This is a genomic window from Acinetobacter calcoaceticus (assembly GCF_900520355.1).
Taxonomy (GTDB): Bacteria; Pseudomonadota; Gammaproteobacteria; order Pseudomonadales; family Moraxellaceae; genus Acinetobacter; species Acinetobacter calcoaceticus_C.
In genome coordinates this window covers 928,355-947,838 of the sequence record NZ_LS999521.1, presented here as the reverse complement: position 1 = coordinate 947,838, position 19,484 = coordinate 928,355, and the positions used below count along the sequence as shown (strand labels likewise).

Below are 19,484 nucleotides of genomic sequence, written 5' to 3'. Positions count from 1 at the left end.
ATTAAGGTTTAAAAATCAGTAAGTTCTGATCTTTCCTTAACAATCCTAATATTATATTGCTGCGCTATTTTCTACTACTTAAGTTGGGAGATCAATTTGATCATGCATTTCGCTACGAATTAGAACAATTTAATGAATAAGCTCAACAAATTACCCAAATCTTCTCCTATTTAGGCTTAATATGTCGGACAAAATTTCGATTTGCTTGAATGTCTTTATAAAAGTATAAAAATAGTCCAAACAGGATAATTAAAGCCCCCACAAACACCATAATCGAAAGTTGTTCGTGGTTTAAAGCCGCTCCAATCATCATGGCTAACATTGGGGTAATTACCGTTGTTAAAGATAAAGTCGTTGCCTGAATATTCTGTATAAGTTTGAAATAACAGAACATAGCGACTAATGAAGCCATCAGTACTGTATAAATTAAAGCAAATAAAGATTTAGCTTCTGGTAAATGTGTCGGTGCATATTGCCAAATAAATGGAATAAGACAACTTGCTAAAATTGAAGAAACTAAAATAGAGCCCGTTGCCTGAGCCATAGGCTGAATTTGTGCATTCACTTTCTTTACCCAAAAAATTGAAAAAGAATAAACAAACACACTCATTAGCATGAGAACAATGCCGAACGGATGTACATGCTGATTTGATCCATTCAAGCAAATAATCGCTAAACCACATACTGCAATCGCCATACCTAGCCATTGCAACTTATAAAGTTGCTGCCCAAATGCAAAACGACCAATCAGCCCAGCCATAATGGGTGCTAAACCGAACATAAGCGCAATCATGCCTGAACTTAAATATTGGGTAGCAGCATAGGTAAAAATTTGAGAACCAATTAAGCTAAAAGAACCGGCAACGTAACTATGAACAGCTTGTCGATGCGTTGGAAAAGGTGTTCTTAAAATCAGTAATATGGCTACGGCCAAAGGTAATGCAATAAAAAAGCGTAACAACAATGCCCACATAAGATGTAGATCGGACACGCTCCAAACGATTGCCAATGGAGTTGTTGCCCAGATAAACACTAACAAGGCATAGGTTAAAGCCAAATTGGTTTGCGATGGCATGCGATGCTCACTTAGCTGTTTTACGTTTTTGCTTTAAAATTGTTTGATCTAATGCACTCGAAAATTCACGTTTATCCCGCTCGGAAATAGGCGGCGGCCCACCAGTCTGTACACCTGCACCACGAAGCGTATCCATGAAATCACGGAGATGTAACCGCGCTTTAACATTCGCAGTTGTATAGACCTCACCTCGGGGGTGAATAGCAACGCCACCCTTTTCAATGACTTGAGCTGCTAGTGGAATATCTTGCGTAATGACAATGTCATTTTCAATCATACGATCAACTATTTCTTTATCGGCCTGATCTGCACCACTTAAAACCTGTATGGACTTGATGCGAACTGAGGGCGTAATCCCAACATTTTGATTAGCAACAAAGATGACTTCTAAATGATAACGATCTGATGCGCGCAAAATCACTTCACGTAATATTCTTGGTAAGGCGTCTGCATCTACCCATAGCTTAAATGGCAGCAAGTTATTCTCTATTTCCACTAAAAATATAAGTCTAACAGATGCTTTTCTAAGGTGAATAGTAATAAGTATTAAACTTATTTTTAATTTGCTGTTTACGTTTTTACGAGCTCGATCTACCTTTTATTTTATAAATAGAAGGAATATCTGTCTTTAAATGTTTAAATATGTGCTTTTACAAGAGAATTTACATAGGGTGACTTGAAAAATAGCAAACACCCTCGATTTAATATAACAAGTAATGTGAACCCAACAGCATCGTGCTTATGAAAAATCAAAACAGTCCAGAAATTATTAAAGTAAATGACCAAAATTTTGGTAGTCATGGCGAACATTGGAATCTATTGACGTCCCATCCTGAAACAGATGTACCAAAATGGTTAGGACTAGCACTTGATGCGCCTGTAATGCCAATGGGCTTATGTGAACATGAAGAAGACATGGATCAATCTTTTTGGTTGATTCAAGGCCCACAAGACCAAAAAGTTACAATCAATCAGATTATTGCGGTTGAAAATCAGAAACCTAGAGCACTTAAAACAGCCTTTCCAAGTTTTGAAAGTCCATATCAATATAATGCGAAAATTGAACGTATCATTACTTGTGACTCTGCAACACAAGCAGTTTTAAGTTTAAGACTAAATAAAAATACAACTGTTTATGCATTTGATAATTTATTTAGCGTTAATTATTGTCAATATGACAAAACCCAAGACTATCAAGTCCAATTTAATGCATGGGCTTATGAATTAGAATCTGTTCCAGCCGGTGAAAAAATTGTTGTCGATGACCCAGCCTCAATTAAACATCACCGTGCATTAAATGCGATTTTGACTGAACATAATGGTGTTGCTCCTGAAAATTTACAGGAACTCATTAATGAATGGCAACCAAAAACTCCAGAAGATCAAGAACCTGTAACCGTTGATTTTTCTAAAATGGTTGCTTATTTATATGGTGAAAATCTTGGTCAAGAAGATGAAGCATGGTTCCAAGGTAATATTGTTGGCAAAACTTCTATGACATTTATGGGGGCAGAATATACCCTTTATGATGTTACTTTGGTTTTAGAAGATGATCTTCCTGCCATATTAGTGCGTATTGCAACCAAAAACGATTTGTATAAAAACTTTAATATTGGCGAATATATTCGCGGTAATATCTGGATTCAGGCGACTATTTGTGCTAAAAAGGGTGAAACTAATTGAATTTCACTAATATTTTAATAATTAGGTTATTGAATGAAGATTATACCCGAACAAACGACCAGCCTCATTCAATCTAGTAGCCTGCGCATAAAGGTCGATACTGGTGCGTTTTGCTTTTTTGTATTGGGTATGTTTTTAGCAGCTATATTCATGCACCAGTTTGGTTTAGTGCCTTTTTAATTTATAAAATTTATTCAAAAATAAAGCCCTCATTTGAGGGCTTTATTTATTTGATTTACTTAACCATTACGCTTTGCAAAATCATCCATAAAGCTAATTAAAGCCTGTACGCCTTCTAAAGGCACCGCGTTATAAATACTTGCACGCATACCACCGACAGAACGGTGACCTGCCAAATTTAACAAATGGTTTGCTTCGGCTTCTTTTAAGAATTGCTTTTCTAAAGCTTCGTCTGCCAAAGTAAATGGTACATTCATAATTGAACGGTTTGGAATTGCAATCGGGTTATTGTAGAAGTCACTTGAGTCGATATAACCATATAATGAGTGAGCTTTTGCGAGGTTAATTTTATGGATAGCATCTACCCCACCCTGCTCTAGCAACCATTCAAATACCAAGCCAGACAAGTACCAAGCGTAAGTCGATGGTGTATTCACCATAGAACCATTTTTCGCTTGGTCACCATATTTTAAGATGCTTGGAATTTCTGGTTTAGCTTGATCAAGTAAGTCATCACGAATAATGACAATTGTTAAACCAGCAGGACCGATATTTTTTTGTGCGCCAGCATAGATCAAACCAAACTTGGTCACATCTAATGGAGCAGATAAAATACTTGATGAATAGTCACAAACGAGTGGTGCTTTTACATCAGGAATTCCTGCAAACTGTAATCCACCAATCGTTTCATTATCTGCATAATGTACATAGGCTGCATCGTCAGATAAATTCCATTCACTTTGTTCAGAAATTGCGAACTTACCATCTACTTTAATACCAGCTTCTACAACATTAATGTCGCCATAACGTTTTGCTTCTTTTAACGCTTTTTCAGACCAGATGCCCGTATCAATATAATCAGCTTTAGTGTTCTTACCTAAAAGGTTTAAAGGAATCGCAGAAAATTGTAATGACGCTCCCCCTTGTAAAAACAGTACTTTATAGTTTTCTGGAATATTCATTAACTTGCGTAAATCTGCTTCAGCTTTTTCAGCCATAGCAACATAGTCCGCACTACGATGACTCATTTCCATGATGGATAGACCTTTACCATGCCAATCCAACATTTCTTGTTGAGCTTTTTCTAAAACGGCAGTAGGTAATGCAGCAGGACCAGCACAGAAATTGTACGCGCGCATGATTTTTCCCTTGTATAAAGTCAAACACAATAAAAATGGCATTTAACCACAGATTGCTTAAGCTTGCAGCAGCTTCTCAAGTAAATATTTCAATGCTGGGCTGTATTTAGGATCATTTTTTCAATTATTGTTGTATTTATTTCTTTGCTTTTATTTGCGATTTTATCAGTTTAAAACATTTTCATTGAGTAAAGATCAACTTGACTTGTGATTATGATTTCACATACTTTGATATGTAGTACAAAATATGGGCTTTATAATATTTAAGAATTAAAGGGAGCTTAAACTATCTTGTTTTTATACAAATGTATAAGAAACAAGATGATAATTGAATTTAATAACAAGAAATTTAAACTATAAGGGATGCCAGAAATTGTTATTTAAAATGCCAGTACATCGATATAGACAGTCTATTTTTCCCTTTTCATTTAAACCAAAACATCTTGCTTTGGCTTTAGGATTTTTTTGCACAAATCATTTATATGCTCAAAGCTTAAGCTATGCTGAAGCAGAGCAGCAAGCTTTGAAAAGTTCATATAGTACTCAAGCCAATCAAGCATTACAGCAAGCATCTCAATTAGAAGCTGAAGCAGTAAAAGGACTCGGATTACCTCGAGTTGATTTAAATGTTAGAGCATATGCCTTTCATAGCGAAACAGACGTACCCCTCGCCTCTTTTAAACAAAAGCTTGAGAATGATTTAAGTCAGGGATTCAACGATAAACTTTCGCAGTGGAACAATGTCATTCCATCGGATGTGCTGGGGCAAGTTCAAGAAGGCGCAAATCAAACTATCCATGATGGTATAAATCGATTTCCCGATTATGCGAATCTGACTGTAGAAGATCAGGTCGTGCGTCCTTCTATTTCGGTCGTTATGCCACTCTATACAGGTGGTTTAACCAGCAGTGCAAAAAAAATAGCCAACATTCAAGCGCAGCGTTCGGAACTTTCAAGTCAGCAACAACAAGATATACAGCGGTTTGAAGTGGTACAAAGTTATTTTAATGTTCAATTACAGCAGCAGCTGGTAGCAAGTAGTTTATTCAACTTTAATGCCATGCAAAAACATTACAGCAATGCACTAAAACTCGAACAACAAGGGTTTATTAGTAAAGGGCAACGCATGCAGTTTGAAGTAGCTCGTAATAATGCGGAACGGACTTTACAAAATACTCAAGCCAACTTAAATGCCAGTCGCTTTAGTCTTAATAATCTTTTACATCAACAAAATAATATAAATTTAAGTACACCATTATTTGTAAATAACACTCCAAGCCAGTCTTTAGAATCACTTTTGACCAGTTATTCGCAAAAATCAAGCCTTGTACAAAAAATGCAGATGGATACTCGACTGGCCAATGTAAACATTCAAGCTCAACAAGCCGCAAAAAAACCAAGTCTATTTGCCTTTGGTGAATATGCTCTTGATGAAAATGAAAACTGGATTGTCGGTGTAATGGCAAAATACAACCTATTTTCAGGCGTTGATAAAAATAAGAATATCCATGCTGCCGAACTCAAACGTTATGCTTCTGAACTTATGACTGAACGCACAAAACAAGAAATTGAGGCACTTCTGAATAAGTCATATAACGAGCTCAACTCTGCTCAGCAAAGTCATCAGCTTTTACAAAGAAATCTAAATGCCGCTCAAGAAAACTTGCGTATTCAAGAATTGTCTTTCCGTGAAGGAATGGGTACAGCAACCCAAGTGATTGATGCACAAAATGCATTAAGTGCTTTAAAAACTGAAATGGCTTTAAATGCCTATAAATATGTCATGTCACTCGCGACTCTATTGCAAAGTCACGGTTCAATTGACCAGTTCAAAGCTTACGTTAATCAACCCCATACCGACTATATCCGTTAATAGGAGCATAAAATGAATCAAGAATCATCTCATTCAGAACAAGATTCTCTTGCTGCGGATACGGTAGAAACGAATCAATCTCAAGAAAATGATCAAGCGAGTGATAAGCCAGAATCAAACATAAATAAAGGTGACTCTCAACCATCTAAAAACTCTAAACTTAAACTGATTATTGGTCTGATCATTATTGCGCTATTAGGGTTAATTATTTTTGGTTTGTGGAAAAGTTATCAGCCGAAACCTATTGAACTACAAGGTCGTGTTGAAGCCGAAACTATTCATGTGAGTACGAAAGTTCCAAGTCGTATTGAAGAAATTTATGTACAAGAAGGCCAGAAAATTTCAAAAGGTCAGCCACTTGTTTGTTTAGTTAGCCCAGAAATAGAAGCTAAAAAGCAACAAGCCTTGGCAACCTTACAATCAGCTTTAGCATTTCAATCTACGGTAGACCGCGGTTCTCAACAGGAAAATATCGATACTCTTTATGCCAACTGGCAAAGTACGAAAGCACAAGCAAACCTTGCAAAAACCACTTACCAACGTGGTGAAAATTTATATAAACAAGGTGTAATTTCACGTCAAAGACGAGATGAAATGCTAGCGGCACAAACTTCTGCCCAAGAATTAAGTGAGGCCTCTTACCAACAATATGCACGTGCAAAACGTGGCAGTACGAGCCAGCAAAAATCGACGGCAGATGCACAGGTTGAAATTGCAAAAGCAGCTGTAGGCGAAGCAAAAGCGCTAGAGGAAGAGACACGTTTACTTTCCCCTATTTCCGGCACAGTTTCAAAAACTTATGGTAAGCCTTCTGAGTTAGTGGCTATGGGCGTGCCAGTTGTCAGCATTTTAGAAGATGATGATTTATGGGTAAGTTTAAACGTAGGTGAAAATCAATATGCCTCTGTTTATAAAGATAAAACCCTTGAAGGTTTTATTCCTGCACTTAATCAGAATGTGACTTTTAAAATTAAAAATATTGATGCTGAAGGTGAATTTGCCACGATTAAAACTACTCGCCAAACTGGAGGCTATGATATTCGTAGCTTTAAACTTCATCTTGTGCCTGAAAAACCAGTGCAAGATTTAAAAGTGGGTATGAGTGTTCTATTTAAAATTAAAGAAGAAAAATAACGCATGTTTGCCAGTATATTACGTGAACTAAACTATCTAAAAAGCAATAAATGGGATTTGTGCATGGTGACACTCATCCCTGCTTTTATCATTTTTTTGTTTAGCAGCATGTTTTACGCAGGTAAAGCTGAGCACTTACCGATTGCGATTATTGATCAGGACCAAAGTGAACTCAGCCGCAATATTGAAAAGTATCTTTCGTTAAATCATACGGTAGATATTAAAACGATTACGGCAAGCTCAACTGAAGCTGAACAATTACTGAACGAAACTAAAATCTGGGGTTATGTTTTCATTCCAGACGGTGCTGAAAAGCGTTTTGTGAAAGCACAAGATGCTCAAATCAGTATTGCTTTTAACCAGTCTTTTTTTAGTGTCGGGAATACGATTTCTTCAGCAATGCTAGTGAGTACACTTAATGCTTTAGCAGACTATGCAGGTCAAAGTTATCTTGCAAATAGTATTCCCTATTTAGACGTACCTACGGCGCATGTAAAAATATCAACACTCTATAACCCCAGCATGAGCTATGAGTTTTATTTAGAGCCATTTATGGTTCCTGCCGTATTGCATCTGTTGCTATGTTGCTGTGTTGCTTTTGCAATTGGACAAGAACTAAAACGTAACACACTCACTCAATGGGTGAACCGAGAAAATTTTATTCAAGGCTTATTGGCTAAAAATTTGCTCTATAGCCTTATTTTTTGTGTATGGACCTGGTTATGGATGTTTTGGCTAGTTGAAATCCGTGGCTGGTTCGTAGCAGGTTCTCTTAGTTTATTGCTGGTTGCACAATTCCTACTTTATTTTGCCTATGCTTTGATTAGCAGCACAGTTATTCTCGCGACCAAAAATTTAAGTAAAACTTTTGGGTTTATTGCCGTCTATGGTGGCTCATCTTTAAGTTTTGCAGGCGTTACTTTGCCTTTAAATAATGCACCGATTTTCACTAAATTTTGGTCACTCATTATTCCCTATACACCTTATGCCAAGCTGCAAACCGAACAATGGGTGATTGGTAGTCCACTTTTCATTTCAATGATTCCTTTTTTAATACTTCTGGGTTACTGCCTTATTTACTTCTTTTTAAGCTCTCTGCTGCTTAAAAAATTAATTCGGGGAGCAACTCCATGAAAGAGTTTTTAAAGGCTTATGGGCAAACATTTAAAGATATTGTTAGTAATAGCTCGGTTTTCACAACTCTGATTTTATCGGTCATTCTTTATAGCTTTTTTTATCCTACCGCCTATAAAGCTGAGCGTGCAGAATCAATTCCAATTGTGATTGTTGATGAAGAACAAAGCCTATTAACCTCTCAATTAATCGGCCAAAGTGCAAATAGCCCGCATGTTCATATTGTTACCGTTACAAGCAATTTTTTACAAGCGGAACAAATGGTTCGTGAACAAAAAGCCGATGGTATTTTGCTTTTACCAAGCAACTTAACGCAGAGCTTACGCCGAGGAGAAACAGGTGGAATTGGCTTATATCTAAGCACAACAAATTTTTTAAAAACTAAAGAAATTGGTTTAGGTCTAGCAACATCGATTGAAGCGACCTTAAAAGAATATATTGAAAAATTTGGACAACGTACGCATTTCCAACCAGCGCTTTCTATTCATCAAGTGCCTCTATTTAACCCGCTTTCAGGCTATGGAAGCTATATCTTTCCAGCTGTTGCAGGTTTAATTATCCATCAAACTATTGTGTTAGGTTTAGCGATGCTAATCGCAAGCTACCGTGAACAGCACCAAAAAATCACAAGTGCTCGCTTTGCTGGAATTTTTGCAAGTATATTTACCATTGGCTGTTTAGGCTGTTTTTATCTTTTTGGCTTTACCTTGTGGTTCAATGATTATCCACACGGTGGAAACTTCACGGGTTTACTAGTTGCTGTTCCTATTTTTATTGGTTGTGTGATTGGGCTAGGCATGTTGATTGGTTCACTTTTAGATATGCCAGAACGTGCCGGACATATTATTGTGTTTAGCTCTGTACCTTTATTCTTACTAACTGGTGCTGCATGGCCTCATCAAGCAATGCCTGAATGGTTACAATGGTTTGCTTGGTGTTTACCCTCTACACATGCCGTACAAATGTTTGTACAACTTAATCAGATGGGTGTTCCTTTAGCAACGGTTGTACCAAAATTGATATTTCTTGCGATAGCTGGATTAATATTAATGTGCTTAGCTTATTATCGACTTGTTAAAAAATCTTCTTCATAAAATAAAAAAGGAAGCTTACGCTTCCTTTTTTATTTAAGTTCTACTTATTCTTCTGACGCATCGTCATTCGTAGAAACTGCTTCTTCACCATCTAATTCTGAAGCATCAACTTCTCCTTCGAGAAACTCTTCTTCATCTTCAACGGCTGCAATTGATACAACACCAACTAAAGTTTCTTTTTCACTTAAACGAATCAGACGAACACCCTGTGCATTACGCCCAGTCATTGCAATTTCTACTGCACGAGTACGAACCAAAGTACCGCCATCAGAAATAAGCAGTAGTTCTTTAGTTTCATCAATAGAAACAGCACCTACAAGCTCACCGTTACGTTCACTGGTCTTAATTGCAATAACGCCTTTACCACCCCGTTTCTTGGTAGGGAAGTCATTTACAGGCGTACGCTTACCATAACCATTCGCACTTGCACACAGAACTTCGCCTGTTTCAGGCACGACTACAAGTGAAACGATACGGCTAACTACATTTAAATCTGTTGAATCTTCATTATCATCTGATGCATCATTTTCAACGGCGTCTGCATCTTCTTCAGTTAACATGCTACTTGCAATGCTAACGCGCATACCACGAACGCCTTTAGCTGTACGCCCCATTGCACGTACATCAGTTTCTGCAAAACGGATTGCTTTACCTTCATTTGAGAACAACATGATTTGCTGATTACCATCAGTAATCGCAACACCAATCAAGGTATCCTCTTCATTGAGTTCAATCGCACGTAAACCATTTGAACGAATATTAGCAAACTGTTCCAAATCAACACGTTTTACAGTACCCGAAGCTGTCGCCATAAATACGTAATGGTTTTCAAGGAACTGTGTTAGCGGCAAGATCGCTGTTACTGTTTCATTCGCATCTAAAGGCAACAAGTTCACAATTGGACGGCCTTTTGCACCACGCGATGCTTGAGGCACTTCGAACACTCTAAGACGGTATACTTTACCTACGTTAGTAAAGCACAGCACAGTCGCATGGTTTGAAGCTACAATGAGATGTTGAATAAAGTCATCATCTTTCATTGAAGTTGCAGACTTACCACGTCCACCACGGCGCTGAGCCTGATAGTCTGAAAGCGGTTGAGTTTTTGCATAACCTGTTTGTGAAACTGTTAGTACAACTTGTTCTTCCGGAATTAAATCTTCACGGCTGAAATCAATACGAGATTCGATAATGTCAGTACGACGTGCATCGCCATATTGTTGTAAAACTTGCGCTAACTCTTCACGAATTACAGCCATCAACAAATTGAAATCATTAAGGATTGCCGTAAGTTCTGCAATTTGACCTAAAATTTCAGTGTATTCTGCATGTAATTTGTCTTGTTCAAGACCTGTTAAACGATGCAAACGCAATTCTAGAATTGCACCCACTTGCGTTGGAGATAAGCGGTAAATCGTTTCAGATAAGCCAAATGGACGATCTGGGTTCTCACCTTCGATCTCATCTGGACGTACAGAAATTGCACCAGCTTTTTCTAGTAAAGAAACAACGCCACCACCAGCCCACTCACCAGCAAGTAAACGCTCACGCGCTTCAGCCGGGTTAGCAGAAGTTTTAATGGTTTCGATAATTTCATCAATATTGGCTAAGGCAACAGTCAAGCCTTCCAAGATATGACCACGTTCACGTGCTTTACGCAATTCGAACATGGTACGGCGTGTCACTACTTCTTGGCGGTGACGAATAAATGCCGCAATAATATCTTTCAGATTCATCAATTTTGGCTGGCCATTGTCCAAGCAAACCATATTGATGCTGAATGAGTTTTCAAGCTGTGTATTTAAGAACAGGTTATTGACAACGATCTCAGCATTTTCACCACGCTTTAAATCAATCGCAATACGCATACCGTCTTTATCAGACTCATCACGAAGTTCTGAAATACCTTCAAGTTTTTTCTCTTTAACCAGCTCGGCAATACGTTCAATCACTCTTGCTTTGTTGACTTGATATGGAATTTCAGTAAAGACGATCGTTGTACGTCCCGTCTTTTCATCTTCTTCGAAATGGTACTTACCACGAATGTGTAGTCGGCCTTTACCTGTACGGTAAGCATCAACAATACCTGATTTACCGTAAATAATACCGCCTGTAGGAAAATCAGGACCAGTAATATATTCCATCAATCCTTCAATCGAGATATTTGGATTGTCAGCATAGGCTAAACATGCATTCACAACTTCTGTCATGTTGTGTGGTGCCATGTTGGTTGCCATACCAACAGCAATACCAGCAGCACCATTAATTAACAAGTTTGGAACACGTGTCGGAACCACCTGAGGAATACGCTCAGATCCGTCGTAGTTATCTTCCCAGTCAACAGTGTCTTTTTCTAGATCTGCAAGAAGTTCGTGCGCCAGTCTCGTCATACGGACTTCGGTATAACGCATTGCAGCTGCGCTATCACCATCAATCGAACCGAAGTTACCCTGACCATCTACCAATAAATAACGTAAGCTAAAGTCTTGAGCCATACGTACAATGGTTTCATAAACAGCTGAGTCACCATGAGGGTGATATTTACCGATTACGTCCCCAACAACACGTGCAGATTTCTTGTAGGCTTTGTTATAGTCATTGCCCAATTCGTGCATGGCAAATAGCACACGACGGTGAACAGGTTTTAGACCGTCTCTCACATCCGGCAATGCACGAGATACGATTACACTCATTGCGTAATCTAAATATGAATGCTTGAGTTCATCCTCAATGGCAATCGGTCGGATTTCCGATACGCTCATGCATACTCCTTCTTACAGATAGAAATTTCCATCTGCTTATATGTCTTGATCTTGCAAAAAATTTAGTTCCGAAAACTGAACTAAAGTCGAAAAAAATATAGCTGTATACTATAGCACAAAAGCGCTTTGGAATGTACTGAATCTACAGGGTCAATCTGGTGATATTTGTATAATTTAATTGCATATTATTCTTATCATATCGCTGTAATGAGCATAGGTTCACCTTATTAAAACTATGTGATTTTTATTCTATAAAAATCAAACCTAAAATGAGATAACAAATCCAATTTAGTCTTCAACATCCATCTCTACAATAAAAAAACCCTTAGTAAAAACTAAGGGTTTTTTGACTTTAACCAGTAAGGATTAAAGTTTAGATACCAACTCTGGTACTACAGTGTTCAAATCACCAACTAACCAGTAGTCAGCAACACTGTTGATTGGCGCTTCTTCGTCTTTGTTGATTGCAACAATAACTTTAGAATCTTTCATACCAGCTAAATGCTGGATCGCACCAGAAATACCTACAGCAACATAAAGGTCAGGTGCAACGATCTTACCAGTTTGTCCAACCTGGAAGTCGTTAGGTACAAAGCCTGCATCAACTGCCGCACGTGAAGCACCTTGTGCTGCACCAAGCTTGTCAGCTAATGGGTCAAGTACTTTATGGTAGTTCTCACCAGAACCTACACCACGACCACCAGAAACAACAATGCGAGCAGCTGTCAATTCAGGACGGTCAAGTTTCACGATTTCTTCAGATACAAAATTAGAAATACCTGCATCTTTCGCTTCACTTACTGCTTCAACCGCAGCAGAACCACCTTCAGCAGCTACTGGATCAAATGCTGTACCACGAACTGTACCAACAATGATTGCTTCGTCAGATTGAACAGTCGCAATCGCGTTACCCGCGTAAATCGGACGCTTGAATGTATTCGCAGATTCAACAGAAATAATGTCTGTGATCATGCTTACATCAAGAAGAGCAGCAACACGTGGAAGAATGTTCTTACCAGTTGTTGTAGAAGCAGCTAATACGTATTTGTAACCTTTAGCCAAATCAGCAACTAAAGCAGCTACGTTTTCAGCTAACTGGTTTGCATAAGCTGCGTTGTCAGCAAGTAAAACCTTGCTTACACCAGCAACTTTAGCAGCAGCATCAGCAACTGCCTGAGCACCAGAACCAGCAACTAATACAGTAATATCACCACCGATTTTTTGTGCTGCAGCAACAACGTTTAAAGTAGCACCGTTAAGTACTTGGTTGTTGTGATCAGCGATAACTAAAATACTCATGATTTTATCCTTCCGTATTAGATCACTTTCGCTTCATTTTTCAATTTTTCAACAAGCTCATCTACAGATTTCACTTGTACGCCAGCTTTACGTTCTGCTGGAGCTTCAACTTTAACAGTTTTAAGCTTAGTACCAGCTGTAACGCCATAATCAGCAGGAGATTTAGTATCAAGTGGCTTCTTACGAGCTTTCATGATGTTAGGCAATGCTGCATAACGTGGCTCATTTAAACGCAAATCAGTTGTAATGATTGCAGGAAGTGCCAGTTCAACAGTTTGTAAACCACCGTCAACTTCACGAGTTACTTGTACTTTGCCGCCATCAACTTTCACTTCAGAAGCGAATGTACCTTGGCCCGCACCTAATAATGCGCCAAGCATTTGACCTACTTGGTTAGAGTCATCATCAATTGCTTGTTTACCAAGAAGGATAAGTTCTGGTTTTTCAGCATCAACAACACCTTTTAAAATTTTAGCAACTTCTAAAGCGCCAATTTCATCAGTGGTTTCAACCAAAATACCGCGGTCTGCACCCAAAGCCATTGCAGAACGGATTTGTTCTTGAGCTTCTTTAGGACCAACAGAAACAACAACGATTTCTGATACTGTTCCTTTTTCTTTTAAGCGAACCGCTTCTTCTACTGCGATTTCACAAAATGGGTTAATTGACATTTTAACGTTAGTAAGGTCAACCCCACTATTGTCCGGCTTAACACGAACTTTGACGTTGGCATCAACCACGCGTTTTACAGCAACAAGAGCCTTCATGTAATCCTCGGCTGTTCTAGCAAAAGTAAATGTTGAGAAAAGTATATTAACTCTTCAATTAAAATTTTTTAGGTACCCTATCTTGCAATGTGTTTGGCATTTCGGTCAAGTCACAATTTCCGCTACTGCTATAAAAAAGATGAAATGCCCAGTTCATAAAAAAAATATTATGCCTTATTAGGTGCTATTTCATTCTTTTTACACTTTATTTTATATATTGATTTTTATTATCTTTTTATTTTATTTAGCTTATTAGCCAGAAACATAAGATCGCCTTTAAATAATCGAGATTAGATGTTTTTGACTCAGGGGTACCGACAAAATATCCAAAGATCAAAATGGTCAATTTGACTATTTTCCCTATTTTTCTTAAACAAATTTCTAATAAAATACAAATGATGTCTACATTCGTATAAGACTTGCCATTTTAGTCAACTTTATTATTAAGATAGTTTTTAAATCTATTCATTCTTTTGCGCTCTTGGATGAGCTCGATCATAGACTTGCGCCAAATGATCAAAATCAATATGTGTATAAATTTGTGTGGTGGACAAATTACTATGACCTAACATTTCTTGTACTGATCGCAAATCACCACTACTTGATAACATATGACTAGCAAAACAATGTCTTAATAAATGAGGATGTAAATCTACATTCACGCCGGCCCTTTGCGCTTGCAGCTTTACACGTTTTTCAATTTGTCGCGGAGTTAACACGCCACCTCTTTGAGAAATAAAAACAAAAGCATTTTGATCAAAATGGCCTTTCCAGATTTTGTAAATTTTTAGCCAATTCAATAGACTTTCTTTCGCCTTTTTCCCGAACGGTACAATACGGGTTTTATTTCCTTTACCCGTAATACGTACCAGTTGCCTATTAAAATCTATATCTTTAATTGTTAATCCCTGCAACTCTGCCAGACGCAAACCACTTGAGTAAAGTAACTCCAACATGGCTTTATCTCTTAACCATAATTGCTGATCAATTGGCTTCTCAGGCATAGGTTGATCTAAAATTTGGTTGACCGTTTCTATGTCAATCATGCCCGGCAAAGGTCTCGGTTGACGTTTTAGCTTAAAATCATCAGTCGGGTTAATTTCTAAATATTTTCCTTGTTCAGCCCATTTCATAAACTGGCGAATTGAGGTGAGATGGCGCTGCATACTGCTTGAACTCAACTGGTCCCGTTCAACACGCTGGGCCAAATATTCACGTAAATCTGAAGCTTCGACATTTCTTAAATCAATTTGTTTGAGATCACAGAACTCAAGAAAGCTTTTAACATCTCTTTCATAAGCAGTAATCGTGTGCTCAGACTGGTTCTGAATTTTTCTTTCTTTTAACCACATTGAGAGCAGTTGTAATGCAAAATCCAAATTGCTCTCCATTTATTTGCTCATTTTATTTTTTTCAGTGTACCAAAAAGTAGTTGATCAGGAAAATTGAGATCGTACAGCATAACAACTAACTATCTTATATATGTATTACACTTTACCTCAAGTATTTGTCGGAACCTTGCTGCCATGACTACCTTACTCCTTCCTTACTTAATTGCGATTACACTACTTACCCTTACACCTGGTCTGGATACAACGTTAATTATTCGTACCGCCACACTCGAAGACAAATCTAAAGCATTCCAAGCGGCAGTAGGTATTAGTCTTGGCTGTATTGCATGGGGAATTGTGGTTGCTTGTGGTCTGGGGGCTTTGCTCATGGCTTCTGATTTAGCTTTTAATATATTGAAATGGATGGGAGCTGCTTATCTTGCATGGCTGGGTTTGAATATGATTTTAAAACCACGTACTCAACTTGCAGAAATACAAAATAATAATTCAAACACTTCTGCTTCACAGAACTGGTTCATTAAAGGTTTCTTAGGTAACTTACTTAATCCGAAAGTCGGTATTTTTTATATTTCATTTCTTCCACAATTTATTCCACCGCAAGCATCGGCTGTTACTTGGGTCATGGGGCTTGTGATGATTCATGTGGTAATTGGAATGTTATGGTCAACTCTATTAATTTTGGCCATGCAACCACTGTCACGTTATCTAAAGCAACCTAAATTTGTGAAATATATGGACCGTATTACAGGCAGTATTTTTGTGTTGTTTGCTTTGAAATTGGCTTTGAGCAAAAAATAAATCTAAAAAGCGTGCTGAAATCTAGCACGCTAAATAAGACTTAAAAACTTAGATTAGGTTTTTTAAGTAGGTTTCTATTTGGACTGCAACTTCATCGGCATGTTTTTCTGCTAATTGATGGTCCCCACCTTTAACAACATATAACGTCGAATTTTCAAACTTTCGATTTAAATATTGCCCCACCTGAACGGGGCTCACTGGATCGTTATCGCCCCAGATTAATAAAGTTTCAATGTTTATATCTGATAAAAACTCTTCGTAGTTAGCATTGTTAGTAATAAACCAATCTGGATATTTTAAAAATGCTTGACGGTATGCTTCTCGCCAGTCTTGCACATTAAAGCGTTCAAGGTTGATTCCACCTGAAGTTGCAATTAAGACCAATCCCTTAATCATTTGAGGTTTCTTTAACGCTGCGGCAACAGCAAAAATTCCTCCCATAGATTGCGCAATAATTACAGATTCTTCATTAATTTGATCAACTACATAATGTGTTAGGTCTTCAAAACTTTTGACCTCAAAGGATTCTAGTGTATCTCCAAAACTAGGATAACCAATAATTTTTGTATGGTAATGCTGAGGTAGTCTTTCAATTAATGGGTACCAGAATGCAGTACTCCCTGACGCTCCAGGTAAGAAAATTAAATTATTCATATTTCTTATAAAGTAGTTAAATCAAATATTATTGTACATATAAAAGAAAGCCTCTTTTATCAGTTTAGCTGATGAAAAGAGGCTTCTATTTAGGTAACGCTATTAGCCTTGGAAATAACGTAAATCCAAACGCCCATCATACACATGGGTTGTTGGACCAGTCATCCAGACCACATCGCCATCTTGCCATTCAATTTGTAACTTACCGCCAGCCAATTCAACTTCCACAGAATTAGCAAGCAAGCCACGGCGCATACCACTTATCGCAGCAGCACAAGCCCCTGTACCACATGCAAGTGTTTCACCTACACCACGTTCAAACACACGAAGGCGCACATGGTTTTCATCAATTACTTGCATAAATCCTGCGTTAACACGTTCAGGAAAACGTTTATGTGATTCAACTTGTGGACCAATACCCGCGACATCTGCTGTGAGCACATCAGGCACAATCGTTACGGCGTGAGGATTGCCCATATTGACCACATCAATACTAATATTTTGGTCGTTGGCTAACTCAAGTGTATATAAAGCTTCTGGCTGTTCAGCAACAAATGGAATTTCGTTCGGCAAGAATTTTGGGTAACCCATATTCACGCGTACCCAACCATTTTGCCCAAGCTCTGGCTTCACAATACCGGCTTTGGTTTGAACAGTAATATTGGTTTTGCTGGTTAAATGACGCTCATGTACAAAACGAGCAAAACAGCGCACACCATTACCACACTGTTCAACTTCAGAACCATCAGCATTAAAAATACGATATTTAAAATCTGCTTCTGGTAAATCTGGTGGTTCAACAATTAGAAGTTGGTCAAAACCAATACCAAAATGACGGTCAGCTAAGCGCTGAATTGTTTCTGTATCTAAATAAGCACGCTGGCTAATTAGATCAACCACCATAAAGTCATTGCCTAAGCCATGCATTTTAGTAAATTCTAATAACATCTCATTTACTCCTCTGGCAATAAACGTTCTTTTTCCCAAAGGGATTCAACTGTTTCACGTTCACGAATCAAATGAGCTTTATCACCTGACACCATCACTTCAGCAGCACGTCCACGTGTGTTGTAATTTGAACTCATTACAAAACCATAAGCGCCTGCACCGAGTACAGCTAACAAGTCATTTTCTTTTAAAGCCAATGAACGATCTTTACCAATAAAGTCACCTGTCTCACAGATTGCACCAACAAGATCCCAAGTTTTTTCTTCAGTATCTGAACTTGGCACCACAGGCTGGATATCCATCCATGCTTCATATAATGCAGGGCGAATCAAATCGTTCATTGCAGCATCAATAATGGCAAAGTTACGATGGCTCGTTGGTTTAAGCAAATCAACTTTTGTTAAAAGCACACCTGCATTTGCACTAATGCTACGGCCCGGCTCCATATAAACTTTGAGACCTAATTTTTCTAAAGCAGGTTTCATTGAGTTGGCATATTCTTCAACACTTGGTGGTGTTTCATCTTTATAACAAACACCTAAACCGCCACCAATATCAATATGTTTAAGATTGATACCAAGTTTTTTCAATTCTTCAATCATCACCATGACACGGTCTAAAGCATCAACAAATGGTTTAGTCTCGGTTAATTGCGAACCGATGTGGCAGTCAATCCCAATAATTTCAAGGTTTGGTAAAGACGTTGCATATTGATAGGTTTCATAAACGGTATCACTTGGAATACCAAATTTATTTTCTTTAAGACCTGTTGAAATATAAGGATGTGTTTTTGCATCTACATCAGGATTTACACGTAAAGAAATCGGAGCTTTCTTACCCAAACGAGCCGCAACTTTTTGAAGACGATCTAGTTCGGCATAAGACTCTACATTAAAGCAAGCAATACCCACATTTAATGAAGTTTCAATATCAACTTCTGTTTTACCTAAACCCGAAAAGACAACTTTAGATGCATCTCCGCCAGCTTTGAGAACACGTGCAAGCTCACCACCAGATACAATGTCAAAACCCGCACCCAGTTTTGCCAATACATTAAGAACAGCTAAATTTGAGTTAGATTTCACCGCAAAACAGATTTGATGATCAATAAAGTTAAAGGCACGGTCCATATCTAAATAATGTTTTTCAAAAGCTGTTTTTGAATAAACATACAACGGTGTGCCAAATTGCTGCGCAAGCTGCTCGAGAGAACATTGCTCTGCATGCAATACTCCATTAATGCGAGTGAAACTCATGAATATGTCCTTATTTCAAAGCTTAAGGTGATGTAGTTTGGGTTGGAGCTGTTGAAGATTCGGCTGGTTGTTCAGCTTCATCTTGTTTTTGCACAGCTTGTTTCGATTCGTTATTACGATAGAGCAAGTATTTTGCACGTTTGTCATAATTTGGATCAGAAGGTAGTTGTAATACTCCTGACTGACCACAAGCACTAAGCAAAACACTGCTGCTCAATAAACTGATGAGGCAAATGGCACGACGCATCTGAGCACCTGATTTAAACAATTCGGTGCAGTATACCGTGATCAGGCAAACGGCTAAAGAGTAAACTTACCAGGAAAAACAATATCGAT

At 38.1% G+C, this 19,484-nt stretch carries 18 protein-coding genes and 1 pseudogene; 8 read left to right on the top strand and 11 right to left on the bottom strand.

The features are described from left to right. Positions 1-56: 56 nt before the first annotated feature. Positions 57-137, top strand: a pseudogene (locus AC2117_RS18970) (PilZ domain-containing protein); the annotation flags it as partial. Positions 138-166: 29 nt separating this feature from the next. Here the strand turns inward: AC2117_RS18970 and AC2117_RS04445 are convergent. Then, complete coding sequence (locus AC2117_RS04445; RefSeq protein WP_042898533.1) at positions 167-1,075, bottom strand: DMT family transporter; 909 nt, start codon at positions 1,073-1,075, stop codon at positions 167-169. Between the two features lie 7 nt (positions 1,076-1,082). After that, positions 1,083-1,571: a YaiI/YqxD family protein gene (locus AC2117_RS04440; protein ID WP_128814564.1), complete on the bottom strand. Its 489-nt coding sequence runs from the start codon at positions 1,569-1,571 to the stop codon at positions 1,083-1,085. A gap of 245 nt (positions 1,572-1,816) precedes the next feature. Here AC2117_RS04440 and AC2117_RS04435 point away from each other — a divergent pair, with 245 nt between their 5' ends. Next, positions 1,817-2,758: a hypothetical protein gene (locus tag AC2117_RS04435; RefSeq protein WP_133972196.1), complete on the top strand. Its 942-nt coding sequence runs from the start codon at positions 1,817-1,819 to the stop codon at positions 2,756-2,758. 33 nt (positions 2,759-2,791) lie between these two features. Beyond that, positions 2,792-2,938: a hypothetical protein gene (locus AC2117_RS18835; RefSeq protein WP_171061988.1), complete on the top strand. Its 147-nt coding sequence runs from the start codon at positions 2,792-2,794 to the stop codon at positions 2,936-2,938. Between the two features lie 59 nt (positions 2,939-2,997). Here AC2117_RS18835 and serC read toward each other — a convergent pair whose 3' ends face one another. Further along, positions 2,998-4,077, bottom strand: coding sequence for a 3-phosphoserine/phosphohydroxythreonine transaminase (gene serC / locus AC2117_RS04430; RefSeq protein ID WP_133972194.1), 1,080 nt, complete (start codon positions 4,075-4,077; stop codon positions 2,998-3,000). A gap of 385 nt (positions 4,078-4,462) precedes the next feature. On the opposite strand from serC, the gene AC2117_RS04425 reads away from it, so the two are divergent. Genes AC2117_RS04425 through AC2117_RS04410 form a run of 4 tightly spaced genes read left to right on the top strand, consistent with a single transcriptional unit; the run spans position 4,463 to position 9,312 of the window. Beyond that, entirely contained in the window at positions 4,463-5,950 is a 1,488-nt protein-coding gene (locus AC2117_RS04425; protein WP_133972192.1) for a TolC family protein, read from the top strand. A gap of 12 nt (positions 5,951-5,962) precedes the next feature. After that, a complete protein-coding gene (locus tag AC2117_RS04420) occupies positions 5,963-7,084 on the top strand; it encodes an HlyD family secretion protein (protein WP_133972190.1) in 1,122 nt (373 codons plus the stop codon). A 3-nt stretch (positions 7,085-7,087) separates the two neighbouring features. After that, entirely contained in the window at positions 7,088-8,218 is a 1,131-nt protein-coding gene (locus tag AC2117_RS04415; RefSeq protein ID WP_197730985.1) for an ABC transporter permease, read from the top strand. Then, positions 8,215-9,312, top strand: a complete 1,098-nt coding sequence (locus AC2117_RS04410) for an ABC transporter permease (RefSeq protein ID WP_133972185.1) — start codon at positions 8,215-8,217, stop codon at positions 9,310-9,312. Before AC2117_RS04415 ends, AC2117_RS04410 begins: the two co-directional genes overlap by 4 nt. 44 nt (positions 9,313-9,356) lie before the next feature. Here AC2117_RS04410 and gyrA read toward each other — a convergent pair whose 3' ends face one another. From gyrA to xerA, 4 genes are all read right to left on the bottom strand, one after another. Then, positions 9,357-12,074: a DNA gyrase subunit A gene (gene gyrA, locus AC2117_RS04405; protein ID WP_133972183.1), complete on the bottom strand. Its 2,718-nt coding sequence runs from the start codon at positions 12,072-12,074 to the stop codon at positions 9,357-9,359. Between the two features lie 366 nt (positions 12,075-12,440). Beyond that, positions 12,441-13,373, bottom strand: coding sequence for an electron transfer flavoprotein subunit alpha/FixB family protein (locus AC2117_RS04400; RefSeq protein WP_016137313.1), 933 nt, complete (start codon positions 13,371-13,373; stop codon positions 12,441-12,443). Between the two features lie 17 nt (positions 13,374-13,390). Next, positions 13,391-14,140 (bottom strand): electron transfer flavoprotein subunit beta/FixA family protein, encoded by a 750-nt coding sequence (locus tag AC2117_RS04395; RefSeq protein ID WP_003650176.1) that lies wholly within the window; start codon positions 14,138-14,140, stop codon positions 13,391-13,393. A gap of 461 nt (positions 14,141-14,601) precedes the next feature. Further along, the gene (gene xerA, locus AC2117_RS04390; RefSeq protein ID WP_133976193.1) at positions 14,602-15,492 is read right to left on the bottom strand and encodes a site-specific tyrosine recombinase/integron integrase; all 891 of its coding nucleotides are present in this window, start codon (positions 15,490-15,492) and stop codon (positions 14,602-14,604) included. A 174-nt stretch (positions 15,493-15,666) separates the two neighbouring features. Here xerA and AC2117_RS04385 point away from each other — a divergent pair, with 174 nt between their 5' ends. Next, entirely contained in the window at positions 15,667-16,290 is a 624-nt protein-coding gene (locus AC2117_RS04385) for a LysE family translocator (protein WP_133972181.1), read from the top strand. 48 nt (positions 16,291-16,338) lie between these two features. On the opposite strand, the gene AC2117_RS04380 is transcribed toward AC2117_RS04385, so the two are convergent. The 4 genes from AC2117_RS04380 to lptM form a co-directional block, all read right to left on the bottom strand. Beyond that, a complete protein-coding gene (locus tag AC2117_RS04380; RefSeq protein ID WP_133972179.1) occupies positions 16,339-16,944 on the bottom strand; it encodes an alpha/beta fold hydrolase in 606 nt (201 codons plus the stop codon). Positions 16,945-17,046: 102 nt separating this feature from the next. Then, positions 17,047-17,892: a diaminopimelate epimerase gene (dapF, locus tag AC2117_RS04375; RefSeq protein ID WP_133972177.1), complete on the bottom strand. Its 846-nt coding sequence runs from the start codon at positions 17,890-17,892 to the stop codon at positions 17,047-17,049. A 5-nt stretch (positions 17,893-17,897) separates the two neighbouring features. Further along, positions 17,898-19,148, bottom strand: a complete 1,251-nt coding sequence (lysA, locus tag AC2117_RS04370; protein ID WP_133972175.1) for a diaminopimelate decarboxylase — start codon at positions 19,146-19,148, stop codon at positions 17,898-17,900. A 22-nt stretch (positions 19,149-19,170) separates the two neighbouring features. Beyond that, positions 19,171-19,395, bottom strand: coding sequence for an LPS translocon maturation chaperone LptM (lptM, locus tag AC2117_RS04365; protein WP_133972173.1), 225 nt, complete (start codon positions 19,393-19,395; stop codon positions 19,171-19,173). Between the last annotated feature and the right edge of the window lie 89 nt (positions 19,396-19,484).